The sequence below is a fragment of the Clostridia bacterium genome (assembly GCA_034926675.1).
Lineage (GTDB): Bacteria > Bacillota > DTU025 > DTU025 > DTU025 > JAYFQW01.
The window spans coordinates 51775-67851 of the sequence record JAYFQW010000023.1; the positions used below are offsets into that span (position 1 = coordinate 51775).

Genomic DNA, 16077 nt, shown 5'->3' on the forward strand with positions numbered 1-16077 from the left:
AATCACTACCTCATCAGCCCGAACCGACCGAACAAGCGGACGAGACGCGGCCCGATCTTCGGGATCATCGCGATGTCTTCTCTATCGATCCCGCCTACGAGCAGCATCGCCACGAGGTAAATGATTACTCCCAACAGAATCGCCGCAACCGTGGCCAGCCGGGCCCTGCCCGTGACACTGATCAGAGCAATGCTCAGAAGCTTTACCGCCGCCGCCATGATCCCGGCGGAGACCGCAGGCTTAACGAAAGCCCCAGCGAGCTCATGCCCTGCGCCGCGCCCGAGCCTTCTAGCAACATCCGCTAAATTCAGGATGGCCACAATGCCAAAACCTACGGACGTGCTTATCCCTGCCCCAACTACGTTCATGCCCGGCGCGCCCGTGAGCCAGTATTCCAAACCGACCTTCGCCGCCGAGCCGATTACCAGATTCTTCACTGGATCCAACGGATGCCCCATACCCTGCAGGACTGCGCCTGATGTCTGCAGGATGCACAGAAAGGCAGCCGCAGGCGCCAAGGAGGCGAGCACTCTGCCCACATCCGGACGGTGGTACACCAACATGCATATCTGGGAGGCGAGCACTCCAAGGCCGAACCCAGCTGGGAGCGAGATAAATGCAGTGATCCTCGTAGCCTCCCCCACACGAGTGGCAACACCCTTCCGTCCTCCCAGAGCAAGTGACTCAGAAATGGCAGGCACGATGCTAGTAGCCAGGCCCAGTGTGAGCACGTTCGGGAAATACACCAACGGCATCGCCATTCCATTCAGTTGCCCAAACATGGCCGTGGCCTGCTCCGCCCCGAACCCTGCGGCCGCCAGCCTGCTGGGAACGATTGCTGAATCGATAGCACGGATGATCGGAAGCACCGATGCGCCAAGGGCCACTGGGAGCGAGATGGCGAAGATTCTTTCAACAATCTGCATCGCGCTGTCCGCTGCCCAGCCTACACGTTCATTGGCGCCCGCCTTTGTGACCGCCGGCCCGTCCGTGCGAGCGCCGCCATCCCGCCTTGATCGCACCGCGAACACAGCGAGCAGGTAGAATAGCCCAGCCATTCCCCCTGCAGTGGCGCCGAGCGCGGCCCCTGCCGCCGCATACTCAACTCCGCGGGACAGAAGCCCGGTCGCGAGTACGAGCATGGTTCCGACGCGGACGAACTGCTCAACCACCTGTGAGGCAGCTGACGGCCCCATCTGCTGCCTCCCCTGGAAGAATCCGCGGAACGCCGACATGACTGTAACGAAGAACAGCGCAGGTGCAATGGATCTGATGGACAAGGCGACTCTAGGGTCACGGTATACTCTGCCGGCAAGCCAGTCTGCTGAGTAGTACATGAGCATGCTTGAGGCGAGGCCGGTCACTAACATGATGTACACGGCGACCTTCAGCACTCGGGTCGCGCCATTCTCATCGCCTAGGGCAGTCCTCTCCGCCACGAGTTTCGAGATGGCAAGGGGCAGGCCTGCGACCGAGGCTACGAGGAAGAAATTGTACAGAGGCTGCGCGAGCTCGAGCAGCCCCATCCCTTCGTCGCCAATCAGGTTCGCCAACGGTATTCGGTACACCGCCCCAAGTATTCGGCTGGCTATTCCGGCAGCCGCCATGATGGCGGCGCCCCGAACAAAGGACCTCTGCTCTCTCTCGGTACTCGTCTATTCCACCTGCCTCGCAATATAGCCCGCCGCGGTCGCCACCAGCTTCTCTTCAAGATCGCCCACAGTCCATCTGTCAGACGTGGTGCCTACAACAACGGCGCCCAGGGAATCTCCATCTGATATGATCGGTGCAATCGCTGCTGACACGATCATAAAGTCCGACCCCTCATCTTCGAGGATAGAAGAGGCATCGCCGCCGCCGCTGTAGTGCACAAGCAGCACCTGCCGCTCCGCCATGGCCTTTTCTACCGCCCTGCCCACTGGCCGGCCAACGATCTTGACGCCTGCGGCTCCCGCTGCAGCGATGGCAGTGTCGCGGTCAAATATCATCGCCACCTGTCCGCTCCCTATCGCGAGTGATTCGACCATATCATCCGCAACCGACTTGAGCTGGCCCACGGGAGAGTACTTCTTCAGCACTATGCTCCCGTCCGGCTCAACATAGATCTCTACAGGGTCGCCTTCACGAATGCGAAGGCTTCTTCTGAGCTCCTTGGGCACCACGATTCTTCCTAGCTCATCAATGCGGCGCACGATTCCAGTCGGTTTCATTTGGCAATCCCCCTTCTGCGTTTGTGTTGTGGTTGGGGCCTAGATTCGTTCCAGTGTTCTTGTCCCCTTCAGGTTCAGGTTACTGATTCACTGCGATGCCCTGCTTCATCTCGGTCAGCAGATCAAGGAGGGTGCTCAGAATGCCTCGCTCCGACAAGCCTGTGGTTCTGACCCGAATCGTCTGCGACCGTCCAAGCGCCATGGTCACCCTGCCCTTGAACTGCCTCGTGATCCTCATCATGTCCTGACTTCCGTACCGTACTCCATGTGTAAACCTGATGACCACCGCGTTTCGCTCGCCTGAGACGGCCGAGGCGCCAAGCTCCCTCGCAAGCACTTTCATTGCCGCGATCGAGAGCAGATTCTCCACTGGCGCCGGCAGTGCGCCAAATCTATCCTGGAACTCCTTGTGCAGGTCAGATGCATCCTCTGGCGACTCAATCCCGTTTACTTTCTTGTACACTTCTATCTTCTGCCGTGAATCAGGCACATAGCCATCGGGAACGAACGCGTCAACTGGAAGGTCGATGAGTATCTGTGGAGGCTCTTCTCTCTTGGGTTCTCCTTTTAGCTCCTTCACCGCTTCTTCCAGCATCCGACAGTACATCTCAAATCCAACAGCTGCAATATGGCCGTGCTGTTCGGCTCCGAGCAGGTTGCCAGCCCCTCTTATCTCCAGATCGCGCATGGCAATCTTGTAGCCTGAGCCAAGAGAGGTGAACTCCTTGATAGCCGCGAGCCTCTTCTCCGCCACCTCGGTGAGCACCCGGTCGCGGCGGAATAGGAGATAGGCGTAGGCTACCCTGTTCGTCCTCCCGACCCTACCACGCAACTGATACAGCTGCGCAAGGCCTAAGTTCTCTGAGTCGTTTATGACTATCGTGTTCACGTTCGGGATGTCGATGCCAGATTCTATTATAGTTGTGCAGACGAGGACGTTGAACTCGCGTTCCAGAAACTGAAGCATGATGCGCTCCAAACGATCTTCCGTCATCTGTCCGTGGGCGATGCCGATCGACGCCTCTGGAACAAGCCTTCCGAGCCGGGCTGCGATTTCCTCGATGCTCTGCACCCGGTTATGAACATAATAGACCTGCCCACCCCGGTCGATCTCCCTTAGGATTACCTCGCGAACTAGGGCTTCGTTATACTCCACGACGTAGGTTCTGATAGGGAAGCGATTCTCCGGCGGAGTCCCTATGAGGCTCATGTCGCGAACCCCTGCCATGGCCATGTGCAGCGTTCTGGGAATGGGCGTGGCCGTAAGGGTCAGCACATCAACCTCCTTGCGGAGTTCCTTAAAACGTTCCTTCTGTGCGACACCGAATCGCTGTTCCTCGTCCACAACCACAAGGCCTAGATTGTGGAACCTAACATCCTGCGAGAGCAGCCTGTGGGTGCCAATCACAACGTCCACAGAGCCCATGCGTATCCCGCGCAAAGTCTCTTTCTGCTCTTGTTCGGACTGGAAACGCGACATCATCGCCACTTTCATCGGAAACCCGCGAAACCGCTCGGTGAAGGTGTTGTAGTGCTGCTGAGCTAGGATCGTGGTTGGAACGAGAATCGCCACCTGCTTTCCATCAGCCGCGGCCTTGAACGCCGCTCGCAGCGCCACCTCGGTCTTGCCAAAGCCCACGTCACCGCATAGCAGCCTATCCATTGGGGCGGGCTTCTCCATATCGCGCTTCACATCTACGATGGCCCTCCACTGGTCTGGAGTCTCCTCGTAGGCGAAGGCATCCTCGAATTCGTGCTGCCATACCGTGTCTGAGGAGAATGCGTATCCACGTACACTCTCCCTCTCAGCGTACAGCGCGATGAGGTCCTTCGCTATGTCGTTCACCGATTCGCGCGCCTTGTTCTTGGCCCTAGTCCATTCCGCCCCTCCAAGCTTATTCAGCTTGGGTGTTGCATCTTCCATTCCTATGTACTTCTGGAGCAGAACCACCTGATCGGTGGGAACGTACACCTTGTCCTCTCCAGCGTACTGAACAAGCAGGTAATCGCGTTGAACCCCTGCCGCTTCCAGGGTTCGCACCCCTGCATATCGTCCCACCCCGTGGGCCACGTGAACCACATAGTCGCCAGGCACGAGATCAGTGTAGCTTCCGATCCGCGCGCCTTCCTCATTGCTCTCCCATCGCCGCCGTTTCTTCTGCTTGCCGTATATCTCCGCGTCAGTCAGGAGCAGTAGCCGGATGTCCGGGTATTGGAACCCTGATTCCATCTCCCCGGCGATCACGCTCACCGCGCCTTCCTCCGGCACGAAACCGAGCGAAGGCATCTTGACTGCGGGAATGCCCTTATCCTCGAAAAACTCTGCGAGTCGGTCACGCCTGTCATCTGTCGACACCACGCATACCACGCGGTACCTGCGCTTACGGAAATTCCTGATCTCATGCGCTAGGTCTTCAGGCCGCCCGGCGTAGATCTCCGCCTGCCTGATGGGAGCCGCCACGGCCTTGCTGCCTCCCACACTTTCCGATGACCTCGAAAGGAGTGACATAGTCACCAATTGCCGGCGGTTGAGGATATCGAGAACCTGCTCAGCCTCGAGGTATAGCTGCACCCCTGAGGGAAGGAGCATGCCTGCCTCTAGAAGACCTGCATACGTCTCCCTTATATCCGCCTCGTAGCCTGCCAGGGCCTCGCGGATCCGAGTGGGTTCGTCGACTACGAGAAGCGCTCCAGGCGCCCAGTCGACGATCGTAGCGACCTCCTGGTAGAAGAATGGCAGGTACTGCTCCTCGTTATCGAACCATGATCCCGCCTCAAGCCGGGCAAGATGGTTGGCCACCCTTTCCCGAAGCTGTTCCCCAGCTGGGATCCTGCTGAGTTCCTCTGAGATCGCCCTCATTCCGCGCTCGAGTCGCTCGTGGTCGTACAGAAACTCCCGGGCAGGACTGACTATCACCTGACCAGTGTCCTCAGATGACCGCTGAGTCTCGACGTCGAACAACCTGATAGACTCTATCTCATCGCCATAGAACTCGACCCTCGACGGCTTGGCGGCATCAAACGGGAATATGTCGATGATTCCTCCGCGCACACTCGCCTGGCCCCGTCCCTCCACCTTGCCCAGGTGATCGTATCCCAGCGCCGACAGGGATCCTGCAAGGTCCTGGAGATCCCGAGTATCACCCTTCCTCAGGACGAAGATGGACTTCGCGTACACCTCCGGAGGAATCATCCTCCTGCCAAGGGCGCGTGCCGGGGCCACTACTGCGCAGGGCGCCCCCGCGGCCAAAGCCGAAAGCGCTCTGGCCCTCGATGCAGCCAGGTCCGCACTCATGGCAGTCTCCTCGTAGGGAAGCACATCCATGGGAGGGAAGACGTACGCCCGCCCCGGGCCCAGGAATGTCTCGAGGTCATCTGTGAGGCGCTCCGCCTCCTGCTGATTCGGAGTCACTACAAACACAGGACGGCAGGCATGGCAAAGCAGGCCCGCAATGAAGAAAGACTTCTGGGAACCGGAAAGTCCCACGAGGTCAATCTTTGCCTCCCCGCGCTTCACTCTGTTGAGCGTATCCCTGAACTCTGATGACTCCAGCAGGAGCCCAGGCATGCCTGACACATACGCACCCCCTGATCTTCCAACACGCACAGACAACGTCAAAGACGCGCCGTGCCCAAATACCCGGGGCATAGCCGACGGCGCCTTCAGCAGTACCATATGCATTTCCGGAGTTTCAATCCCCACCAATGCACCGCCTGTGCCGGCCTACAGGCTGAGGCATCGTCAACCCTGTGGATTTGCAGCCTCAGGCGGTGAAAATCGCGTTGAATCCGATGCCTCCGACGAATCATCGGGAATTGAACCGAGTCTGGGCTATGTCCATGCCTTCCTCAGCAATGCACAGTATGGCCTGGACTGCCTCCACTATGGCATCCGACATCACCGGAAGTTCCTCTCGGCTGAACGTGCTAAGTACATGATCCACCGAGTCCTCCAAGGGGGAGGGCCTCCCTATCCCCACTCTCAGGCGGGGAATCTCATCGGAACCGATATGCTCGATTATGGATTTCATTCCGTTATGCCCGCCTGCACTGCCCTTGGGGCGGATCCGAATCCGACCGGGCTCCAGATCCATGTCATCATAGACGATGAGCAGTGACTCCGGCCCTTCACGGTGCCATCGAACGGCTCCAGCCACAGCCAAGCCGCTCAGGTTCATGTAGGTCTGCGGCTTCACGAGCACCGCGTCAATCCTCGCCACTTTTCCCCTGGCGGCAAGCGCGTTATACGGCGCCTTTCTGAAGGCGACGCCGATCTCCCGCGCTAGGCGGTCGAGGACCATGAACCCGATGTTATGCCTTGAGCATTCATAGGCAGATCCTGGATTCCCGAGCCCACATATGAGAAGCATGTCGTATCGCTCGCTATTCAAACAGTATGCTCACTGAGAGCTCCTCGTAGATCCTCCTGATGGCCTCGGCGAACAGCGGCGCCACTGAGAGAACTGTGATCTTATCAGTGTTCTCGTGAGCCTCCATGGGTATGGTGTTGGTGATCACTAGCTCGGTTATTGGCGACTGCTTCAGCCTCGGTATCGCTGGCCCGGAGAGAACCCCATGGGTGCAGCAGGCTCTGACCTCCGTAGCGCCTGCAGCAAGCAAAGCCTGTGCCGCCTCGCACACGGTGCCTGCAGTATCGATGAGATCATCCACGATGACCGTTGGACGCCCCTTGACATCGCCTATTATGTTCATGACCTCAGCCACATTAGGCCGCGGCCTGCGCTTATCTATGATGGCCAGAGTCCCGTCGAGATGCCCCGCGATGGTGCGCGCCCGAGCCACGCCTCCCACGTCAGGCGAGACGATCACAGACCCCTCGAACCCGCGGGATACCAGGTGCTGAGCGAGTATCGGGGCCGCCTTCAAGTGATCCACCGGAATATCGAAGAACCCCTGTATCTGAGGAGCATGCAGGTCGATTGCGAGCACGCGCGATGCTCCTGCCGCGGTTATGAGGTTGGCCAAGAGCTTCGCGGCGATAGGCTCCCTCGGTTGCGATTTACGGTCCTGCCTGGCATATGCGTAGTATGGGACGACCGCAGTGATGGAACGCGCAGAGGCGCGCCTGAGCGCATCGATTACGATTAGCAGTTCCATGATGTTGTCGTGCACAGGCCTGCAAAGAGACTCGATCACAAAGACATCGGCGCCCCTTATACTCTCCTGTATCTGCACCCGGGTTTCGCCATCGCTGAACTTGCTTACACACGACTTCACAAGCGGGACACCGAGGTTAGCAGCAATCTCCTCCGCCATAGCCGGATTAGAGTTGCCGGCAAAGATCTTGAGCTTACGATGACACGAGAGCATTACTTCCTCTCCTCCCTGGAAGCCTGGGCTGCCTTCCGCCGCGCAACCCACCCATCCCTATTCTCCTGCCTCGCCCGGGCTATCGCCAGGGCGCCAGCCGGGACCTCAGAGGTCACAGTGGATCCGGTGGCGATGTAGGCTTCCCGACCTACTTTCACTGGAGCAACCAGGTTGGAGTTGGCTCCGACGAATGCTCCATCCTCGATGACCGTAGTGTGTTTCGCCATCCCGTCGTAGTTGCAAGTGATAGTGCCGGCGCCGATGTTGATTCCGGCGCCAAGCTTGGCGTCGCCGATGTATGAGAGATGCGGAATCTTGGTCCCTTCCCCTACTGAACTGTTCTTCACTTCCACAAAGTCGCCCACCTTTACACGTCGCGCAAGGTGCGTGCCAGGGCGGATGTATGCGAACGGACCGATGTTGCACCCATCGTCCATAGATGAATCGCGAATGTTTACATATGGACCAATGTTGCACGACTTGCCGATCACGCACTTGCCGGAAATTACGGTGAAAGGCATTATCACAGTGTCTTCGCCTATCACCACTCCGGAATCAATGAAGGTGCTGGCAGGGTCGACCATGGTGACGCCCGACTCCATCAGTTCACGCCGCACTCGGTTGCGCATCACCTGCTCCGCCTGAGCCAGTTCCACACGGGAGTTGATTCCGGCGCCCTCCGATGGGTCATCCAGCGTGCAGGCTCCAACCGCGTGGCCTGCTGCGATGAAAGCCTCCACGACATCTGTAAGGTAATACTCGCCCTGCTGATTGTTGTTGGTAAGCTGCGGCAGATAGTTGAACAGAAGTGGCGTGGCAAAACAAAACACGCCGGTGTTGACCTCTCTTAAAGAGCGGATCTCCTCCGACGCATCGCGGTATTCCACAATTGATGCCACGTTCCGCCGACTATCTCGCACTATCCGGCCGTACGCACCCGGCTCGTCGAGAACCATGCTCAGAACCGTAGCTGCGCACCCGGTCCTTAAATGCTGTTCCACAAGGTTTCGAATAGTTGATGCCCGGAGCAGTGGAACGTCTCCTGGCATCACGACGACATTTCCATCGTATCCGGCGAGCGCCTGCGCTGCACAGGATGCGGCATGACCGGTGCCCAACTGCTCATCCTGCCATACCACCTCTGCGCTGGAACTGAGATGTTGCTCCAGGGCTTCGCCGCCGTGCCCCACTACGACAATGACACGAGAAGCACCGGAGAGCTTCAACGCCTGAACCACATGATCGATCATGGGAATTCCCGCAACCTGATGAAGGGCCTTTGGCATCTCCGACTTAATGCGTTTTCCCAATCCGGCAGCCAGCACCAGCCCAACGGAGGGATCCATATAACTCACTCCACTGCAAAAGAAGGTTTTGAGCAGTATGAGCATATACCAACCATGCAGGTTCGTCAACTTTTCGGCGTGATGGCAAACTGCGCGGTTCGCGCCATAGATTCACTAACATATCCCCGTCTGCCTGGGCAAAGAATGTAGGCAGAAACATGAGGAGGTGAGAGAATGCCCGCACGACGCAGCAGCAAGCGCACTCTGGTTCCTCAGGCACGACAGGCATTGCAGCAGATGAAATATGAAATCGCGAATGAACTGAACGTCCCATCTCAGGCCGTGCAGAGTGACTACTGGGGAGATGTGAGCGCCCGCGACTGTGGAAGTGTTGGAGGCAACATGGTCCGCAGGATGATCGAGGCGGCCCAGGCGTCCCTTGTAGCCACTACCAGCGCTGGCGTAAAGCAGGGGTTTTCCGAGACCATTGGCGCCAGGACCGGGGGGACTGGATACACCCCACAGCAGTCTAGCTGGAATCAGCAGGGAACTGACGTGCTGAACCCAGAGCAGATATCCACGTCGGCCTTCCCTGGCGCTTCAGTGTAACCAACGGCAGCAATGGGAAGACCTACACCATAGCAGCAGCGTAATTCGGGCTAGATTTCGTGCCGCGAAAAACCCGAACAGGCGGAGCAGCATATGCCCCGCCTGCGCTTCTATCCGGTTATGGCTGGGGCGGGAGGATTCGAACCTCCGAATGCAGGATCCAAAGTCCCGTGCCTTACCGCTTGGCTACGCCCCATTCTTGAGCGGTATCATTGTAGCATAGATAAGGGCGCGCATCAAATGATGACGCCTTCACGTCTTCAATCGTGGCGCGCGCTTCTTGTGTCACCGAATGTGCAATATCGCAGCCCAACCTATCTATGAGCGATGGCTATGGCTTCGATCTCCACCAAGGCGTCCTTCGGAAGCCGAGACACCTCTATGGTGGAACGAGCGGGCGCGACGCCAGGGAAGTAGGATGCGTACACTCGGTTCATGGCTGCGAAGTTATCCATGTCCGTAAGAAACACAGTGGTTTTTGCCACCGACTCCATCCCCGCGCCCGCCGCCGCCAGCACTCCTGCGATGCTCTCGAGAACGCGGACTGTCTGCTCTGCAATGCCTCCAGGAACCATAGTGCCTGTTCCAGGATCCAGCGGAATCTGGCCGGACACGAAAATGAGCCCCGTCGCCTGTATTCCCTGGGAGTATGGTCCAATCGCTTTCGGCGCGCCGCCACTAACGACTGCTTCCTTCATCTGCGTGTGTCTCCCTCCGTGACGATCCGGCAACTATGATAGCATCCTCTTAGCAAGCTCATAATCGCTGGGCTTGTCGACATCAACGCCTATCTCGGCGTATGGAACGATCACCCCTCGTGCGCTAAGCCCAATCCAGCTCTTGGCCTTCTTCTCAACGTCCGCTATCGACAGCCGGTGAAATGCGAACTTGATCACGAAACCGAGGCCGAGCATGGATAGCAATGCCAGAGGCTTCTTCCTGAGGCCGAGCGCGTCCTTGATCACACCTGCATTCTTCCGGACGACCGCAGGGTCCGCCATGAACACATTGCCTCCGGTCACCACCCCATCTGCCATCCGGATGTATGTCCTCTCCCCCCCGGGGAACTTGGCCTCGTTGACTTTTTTGGGGACTAGCGCATAGTGGACTTCGGCGGGCATGGTCTCGCAGATCTTCACGAACCCATCGATCGCCTCTCCGTTGATGAACGGAATGTCGGAACTGGCCACGAGCGCCTTTCTGCCCTCGGGGACTTTCTCTAGCCCGGCGAGGAGGTTTTGGATCATGGAGCCTCTTCTCTCCACAACAGAGATGTCCTTGGCCGCGCCCATCTTATCAACGATGGGGCGAATCGCCTCTACTGGGCCAACCACGATGATGCGGTCAACGCATTCCGCCTGACAGATGCCGGTGAGCACCCATTCAAGCATGGGCTTGCCGTTTATCTCGATGGTTGCCTCATACCTAGCATCGGACACCTCAGCGAGACGGCCGGAGTTGTCGGCGCCCGCAAGCACCACTGCGTCTACACGTATGGACACAGCCTACTTCCCTTCTTTCTCCAATACCCCGATCAGACTGTGCTCCGCACTCTCTATGTGGTTGCGCACTGCTGCCCGTGCCCTGGCTGGATCTCGTGCAGCCAGAGCCTCCAGAATATCGCGGTGTTCGGCAATAGACCACCTGATGCGCCCTGGATACGAAAGCGACTTCTTTCGGTACCGGTGGACCTGCTCCCTGAGTAAGCTCGCCATCTGCGAAAGTCGGGAATTCTGCGATGCGCGGAAAATCGCATCGTGGAATCTGATGTCCGCCTGCACAAGTGCGTCCACGTTCTGCTCATCGAGGCGAGATACGATCTCATCGAGAAGGACAGTCAGCTCAGCAATTTGGTCGTCGCTAATCCTCTCCGCAGCGAGCGCGACTGCAAGTTCTTCAAGGGCTTCGCGGATCTCGAAAACATCCGCAATTTCCTTAGCGGACAGATCGGCGACATATGCCCCCCTGCGTGGCAGAATAACCACAAAACCTTCGAGTTCGAGTTTTCGGATAGCTTCACGGACGGGAGTCCTGCTGACACCCATTTCCTCAGCAAGGTGCACTTCCATGAGGCGCTCTCCGGGCTCAAGTCGTCCGGAAACGATCGCTTCCCGCAGTCCTTCGAAGACGACATCACGCAGGGGCTTGTAGTCGTCTCCTCTCAATTGTATTCTCGTACTATTCAATGTTCCCACTCTCCGGCGCGATTCCCGCATGTGTGACGATCACACTGAGGCCCGCAGCTGACCCCCACCGGCCAAGACAGTCCGCCACATGGAGCGCTTCGTCTTCAGCGCCAAACACTCCGAACACGGTTGGGCCGCTCCCGCTCATCGCGGTAGCCATCGCCCCAAGCTCTGCGAGTTTCGCCTTGATCAGAGTTACCTCCGGACATGCCGCCACGGCAGGCGGTTCGAGGTCGTTTCGCATGAATAGGCACGCCCTGGCCAGTTTGTTCTCGGTGCTCGCCCCAAGCAGCACCTCAGCAAGTAAGCGTGCAAAACCCGACACAGATCTCTCATGGATCGGCGCCGCGCGATCTCGCATTTCGCCCTGATTCTGCATCTCGTCCCACGTGGCGTAGATCTCCCGAGTCTCCAGGCCCTTGCTTGGCTTAGCCAGAACTACAGCTACGCCTGGAAGCCCTGGAATAGGTGTAAGCGTGTCACCCACTCCTGTGGCGAATGCAGCGTACGCCTGAGGGGGGTCGCCATGCGACAGAATGCAGAAAGGCACATCAGCGCCAATCACCCCGCCAACCACGAGAAGTCGCTCCATGGAAAGGGGAGCGCCCCACAGCTGGTTCATCCCAACAAGCACCGCTGCGGCATCCGCACTGCCCCCTCCGAGCCCTGCGGCCACTGGGATCCGCTTCCTGATCCGAATCTCCACGCTATCCCCGCGACGGATGCGTGCTGAGTCGATCGCATCCAGAAACGCCGCAGCGGCCCGGGATGCGGTGTTGGCTGCACCCCCAGGCGCCTGAGTGGAGTCGGTGATCGTGAGGATACGGCCAGCGGCCAGCCCCGGGCCTGATATCGCAGGAGGCGCCCCTGTTCGGCGGATGATCGTCACATCATCAGCTATCTCCACCCGGTGCATAACCGTTTCGAGGCTGTGGCGGCCATCTGCTTGGCGCCCGAGGACCTCAAGCGCGAGGTTGATCTTTGCCCATGCTTTCAGTTCAAGTGTATACACTATACTTCACACTGTCCACAGGGACGATAATGCAAGTACAAGCATCAGTATGACTCGCGCATCGCATTTCGCACCCGCAGTATGCTACCCCTTTCTGAACAGCCTTGCGAAGAGATCTACGAAGGCCCTCCATCCACGCACTATGAAATTCGCCCGCGGGGCATGGGATTGGGCAAGGGCCTCCACTGAGCCATACTCGGCGCCTGATGTATGGCGCGCGACCGCCCTTCCAATTACCTGCCCCTTCTTTATAGGCGCGCGGAGGCCCTCCTTCATAGGCTCGAACTCGATCTTCACCTCGGACGCAGTCCCACGCGGCGCCAACGGCAATAGGGCGGTCGCGGCAACGGCCACGACATTCTGCCTCGCTGCGGATCGGACTCTCACTGCGCCCACCTCAGCGCCAGCGGAAGCCAGCTTCACTCGCTCATAGTTCCTGAAACCGTAATCTAACAGCTTGGCAGTCTCGCGCACCCTGTCTTTATCAGTCGCAGTTCCCATTACGACCGATACGAGCCGAAGATCCCCGCGTTTCGCAGTCCCGGCAAGGCAGTATCCGGCTGTCTCAGTATGCCCTGTCTTCAGGCCATCCGCGCCTTCATACTCAACAATGAGCCTGTTGGTGTTGAATAGATCGTAGGCGCCCCCGCGCATCTTGCCGATCCATGTCCGAGTCCACTCCAACACCTCCGGGTGCTTGACGAGTTCACGGGCCATAATGGCGATGTCCGCCGCCGTTGTGTCGTGATCAGGAGCATCCAAGCCCTCCGGGTTGGAGAAGTGCGTATTGACCATTCCGAGTTCCGCGGCGCGCCTGTTCATAAGCATCACGAAATCGTCGGCCGTACCGGCCACATGCTCAGCTATGGCCAGTGACGCGTCGTTAGCGGACCTTATGGCGGCTGCCGCCAACAAGTCGCGGACAGGAACCTTCTCCCGCTCCTTGAGGTACACCTGCGATCCGCCCATCAGGGATGCCTCGGTGCTCACCGTAACTTCATCGTCTAGAGAGATCCGGCCAGCCCTCACATGCTCCATAGCAATAAGGATCGTCATGATCTTCGTTATCGACGCAGGGGCCAGACGCTCATCAGCATTGAGTGCGTAGAGCACCTGCCCGGTCTCGGCATCCACTAGTATTGCAGATCTCGCGGCTATGGTTGGAGCTGTGGGAACGGAAGCGGACATGGCGGCAGGAACTGGAGCAGGCATGGGAACAGGAGCTGCAATCGCCGCAGCCATAGAGCCGATGGCCTCGGCCAGCGCCGGCAGGGAGAGCGAGGCGCATAGCAGCGCCAATACGGCGAGCCCGGCGAGTCGCACTGGTCTGATTGATCGATGCACGGTAACACCTCTTCCAAGGGACTACGGCGCCGTGCCGTGAATACACGGCACGGCTTCTTCAGCACTACATTCTCCCCGCCATCCGCGGGGTTATGACTGATAGCCAGAAGCTACTTCACAAGATGGCACGCGACCTGATGCTTGCCGCCGATATTCACCAGTGCCGGGGTTTGCTCTGCACAGATCTTCTTGGCTTCCCTGCACCTCGTTCGGAATCTGCATCCCGGCGGAGGATCTATCGGGCTCGGGACGTCTCCCTCCAATATGATCCTGTGCCGCTGCGCCTCCACATCTGGATCGGGAATTGGAATAGCGGACAGCAGGGCCTTCGTGTAGGGGTGCTGGGGATTCCTGTAGAGCTCCGCGCTCTCCGCCAGTTCCACTATGCTCCCGAGGTACATTACGGCGATCCTGCGGCTTGTATGCTTCACCATCGCCAGGTCGTGGGCGATAAACAGATACGTGAGTCCTCGCTTCTCCTGAAGATCCTCAAGCATGTTGATAACCTGAGCCTGGATGGACACATCAAGGGCGGATATGGGCTCATCGCATATGATGAAGCTCGGCTCCACCGCGAGCGCCCTAGCGACTCCGATTCTCTGCCTCTGGCCTCCACTGAACTCGTGAGGGAACCTGGTGGCGTGCTCCGGGTTCAACCCCACCGTGGCGAGAAGGTTGTGGATCATCGCGAGCCTGTCCTGCTTATTCTCGGCCAGGTGATGAATGTCGATAGGTTCGCCGATGATATCCCCTACCGTCATGCGCGGGTTCAAAGATGCGTACGGATCCTGGAATATCATCTGCATCTTTCGTCGCATTGTCAGCATCTCTTCGGTACTGAGGGAATAGACCTCTTTGCCCTCGAACAGCACCTGCCCTGCTGTTGGCTCGTACAGTCTGCATATGGTCCTTCCGGCGGTGGTCTTTCCGCACCCGCTCTCACCAACGAGGCCGAGAGTCTCGCCCTTGTCGATGGTGAAGCTGATGTCGTCAACAGCCTTGAGCACACTGCGCTTTCGGCTGAACATGCCCCCGCCGATAGAGAAGTGCTTCTTCAGGTTCTTAACCTCAACTAGCGGCGCCATCAGGCCACGCCCCCTTTCGAAACCCGCTCAATCGCAGGCGCCATCGGGTGCTGCAGCCAGCATGCCACCTTATGGCCTGTAGCTGAGACATCGATATACTCTGGCGGGATCTGTTTGCAGATAGCCATGGCCCAGTCACACCTAGGCGCAAACGGGCATCCCGCGGGCGGGCTGATCAAATCCGGGGGCTGACCAAGGATTGGCACGAGCTTCTTCTTCCCTTCGGAATCAAGCCGGGGAACCGACTTGAGGAGCCCCCAGGTGTAGGGATGCTGTGCATTGTAGTATACGTCCCTCACCGAGCCAGTCTCAATGATTTTGCCAGCGTACATCACTACGACTCGCTGGGCAAGCCCAGCCACCACACCGAGGTCGTGAGTGATGATAATGATCGACATGTTTAGCCGCTTCTTTAGTTCCTTCATCAGGGTGATGATCTGTGCCTGGATTGTCACATCAAGTGCAGTTGTGGGCTCATCTGCGATCAGCAGCTTCGGATTGCATGCAAGCGCCATGGCTATCATGACTCTCTGCCTCATGCCTCCGCTGAACTCGTGGGGGTATGAGTTGAGGCGCCTTTCCGGAGAAGGTATGCCGACCATCTCGAGGAGCTCCAGAGCCCTTGCAGACGCCTGCTCTCTGCTGAGATTCTGGTGAAGCTTGAGAACCTCAATGATCTGCGCTTTGATAGTGATGACTGGATTCAGCGACGTCATTGGATCCTGGAATATCATGCCGATCTCGTTTCCGCGGACGTGCTGCATTTGTCTCTCTGTGAGGCTAACCAGATCCCTGCCGTTGAATATGACCTCGCCCTCAAGGATCCGGCCTGGAGGCGCCACAAGCCTCATCACCGACATTGCAGTGACGCTCTTTCCACACCCCGACTCTCCAACTATCGCTATGGCCTCGCCGGCATCCACATGGAAACTGACATCGCGCACTGCCTTGACCTCGCCGGCGTAGGTGAAGAAGGACGTTTTCAGGTTTCTGACTTCTAGAAGTCTATCCAAG

13 protein-coding genes, 1 tRNA gene and 1 pseudogene are annotated in these 16077 nt (G+C 58.3%); 1 reads left to right on the forward strand and 14 read right to left on the reverse strand.

Going from position 1 to position 16077, the window contains the following annotated elements; all coding sequences use genetic code 11:
• Positions 1-5: 5 nt before the first annotated feature.
• The 6 genes and pseudogenes from VB144_06885 to glmU form a co-directional block, all read right to left on the reverse strand.
• Positions 6-1613: pseudogene (locus VB144_06885) on the reverse strand (polysaccharide biosynthesis protein).
• Between the two features lie 42 nt (positions 1614-1655).
• Positions 1656-2210 carry a stage V sporulation T C-terminal domain-containing protein gene (locus VB144_06890; GenBank protein MEA4883366.1) on the reverse strand — a complete coding sequence of 185 codons (555 nt, stop codon included), beginning with the start codon at positions 2208-2210 and terminating at the stop codon, positions 1656-1658.
• Between the two features lie 79 nt (positions 2211-2289).
• Entirely contained in the window at positions 2290-5778 is a 3489-nt protein-coding gene (gene mfd / locus VB144_06895; GenBank protein ID MEA4883367.1) for a transcription-repair coupling factor, read from the reverse strand.
• 238 nt (positions 5779-6016) lie between these two features.
• Positions 6017-6601: an aminoacyl-tRNA hydrolase gene (gene pth, locus VB144_06900; protein MEA4883368.1), complete on the reverse strand. Its 585-nt coding sequence runs from the start codon at positions 6599-6601 to the stop codon at positions 6017-6019.
• Complete coding sequence (locus VB144_06905; protein MEA4883369.1) at positions 6594-7541, reverse strand: ribose-phosphate pyrophosphokinase; 948 nt, start codon at positions 7539-7541, stop codon at positions 6594-6596. Before VB144_06905 ends, pth begins: the two co-directional genes overlap by 8 nt.
• Positions 7541-8887, reverse strand: coding sequence for a bifunctional UDP-N-acetylglucosamine diphosphorylase/glucosamine-1-phosphate N-acetyltransferase GlmU (glmU, locus tag VB144_06910; protein ID MEA4883370.1), 1347 nt, complete (start codon positions 8885-8887; stop codon positions 7541-7543). Before glmU ends, VB144_06905 begins: the two co-directional genes overlap by 1 nt.
• Positions 8888-9061: 174 nt before the next feature.
• Between glmU and VB144_06915 the strand changes: the two genes are divergently transcribed.
• Complete coding sequence (locus tag VB144_06915; protein ID MEA4883371.1) at positions 9062-9436, forward strand: alpha/beta-type small acid-soluble spore protein; 375 nt, start codon at positions 9062-9064, stop codon at positions 9434-9436.
• Positions 9437-9557: 121 nt separating this feature from the next.
• Here VB144_06915 and VB144_06920 read toward each other — a convergent pair.
• From VB144_06920 to VB144_06955, 8 genes are all read right to left on the reverse strand, one after another.
• Positions 9558-9632, reverse strand: a tRNA-Gln gene (locus tag VB144_06920).
• A gap of 118 nt (positions 9633-9750) precedes the next feature.
• Entirely contained in the window at positions 9751-10134 is a 384-nt protein-coding gene (locus VB144_06925) for a Rid family detoxifying hydrolase (protein MEA4883372.1), read from the reverse strand.
• A gap of 33 nt (positions 10135-10167) precedes the next feature.
• Entirely contained in the window at positions 10168-10938 is a 771-nt protein-coding gene (locus tag VB144_06930) for a nucleotidyltransferase family protein (GenBank protein ID MEA4883373.1), read from the reverse strand.
• A 3-nt stretch (positions 10939-10941) separates the two neighbouring features.
• A complete protein-coding gene (locus VB144_06935) occupies positions 10942-11622 on the reverse strand; it encodes a GntR family transcriptional regulator (GenBank protein MEA4883374.1) in 681 nt (226 codons plus the stop codon).
• Complete coding sequence (gene ispE, locus VB144_06940) at positions 11615-12634, reverse strand: 4-(cytidine 5'-diphospho)-2-C-methyl-D-erythritol kinase (protein ID MEA4883375.1); 1020 nt, start codon at positions 12632-12634, stop codon at positions 11615-11617. Before ispE ends, VB144_06935 begins: the two co-directional genes overlap by 8 nt.
• Before the next feature lie 84 nt (positions 12635-12718).
• The gene (locus VB144_06945) at positions 12719-13978 is read right to left on the reverse strand and encodes a D-alanyl-D-alanine carboxypeptidase family protein (GenBank protein MEA4883376.1); all 1260 of its coding nucleotides are present in this window, start codon (positions 13976-13978) and stop codon (positions 12719-12721) included.
• 110 nt (positions 13979-14088) lie between these two features.
• Positions 14089-15063 carry an oligopeptide/dipeptide ABC transporter ATP-binding protein gene (locus tag VB144_06950; protein MEA4883377.1) on the reverse strand — a complete coding sequence of 325 codons (975 nt, stop codon included), beginning with the start codon at positions 15061-15063 and terminating at the stop codon, positions 14089-14091.
• Positions 15063-16076 carry an ABC transporter ATP-binding protein gene (locus tag VB144_06955; GenBank protein MEA4883378.1) on the reverse strand — a complete coding sequence of 338 codons (1014 nt, stop codon included), beginning with the start codon at positions 16074-16076 and terminating at the stop codon, positions 15063-15065. Before VB144_06955 ends, VB144_06950 begins: the two co-directional genes overlap by 1 nt.
• Position 16077: the final 1 nt, after the last annotated feature.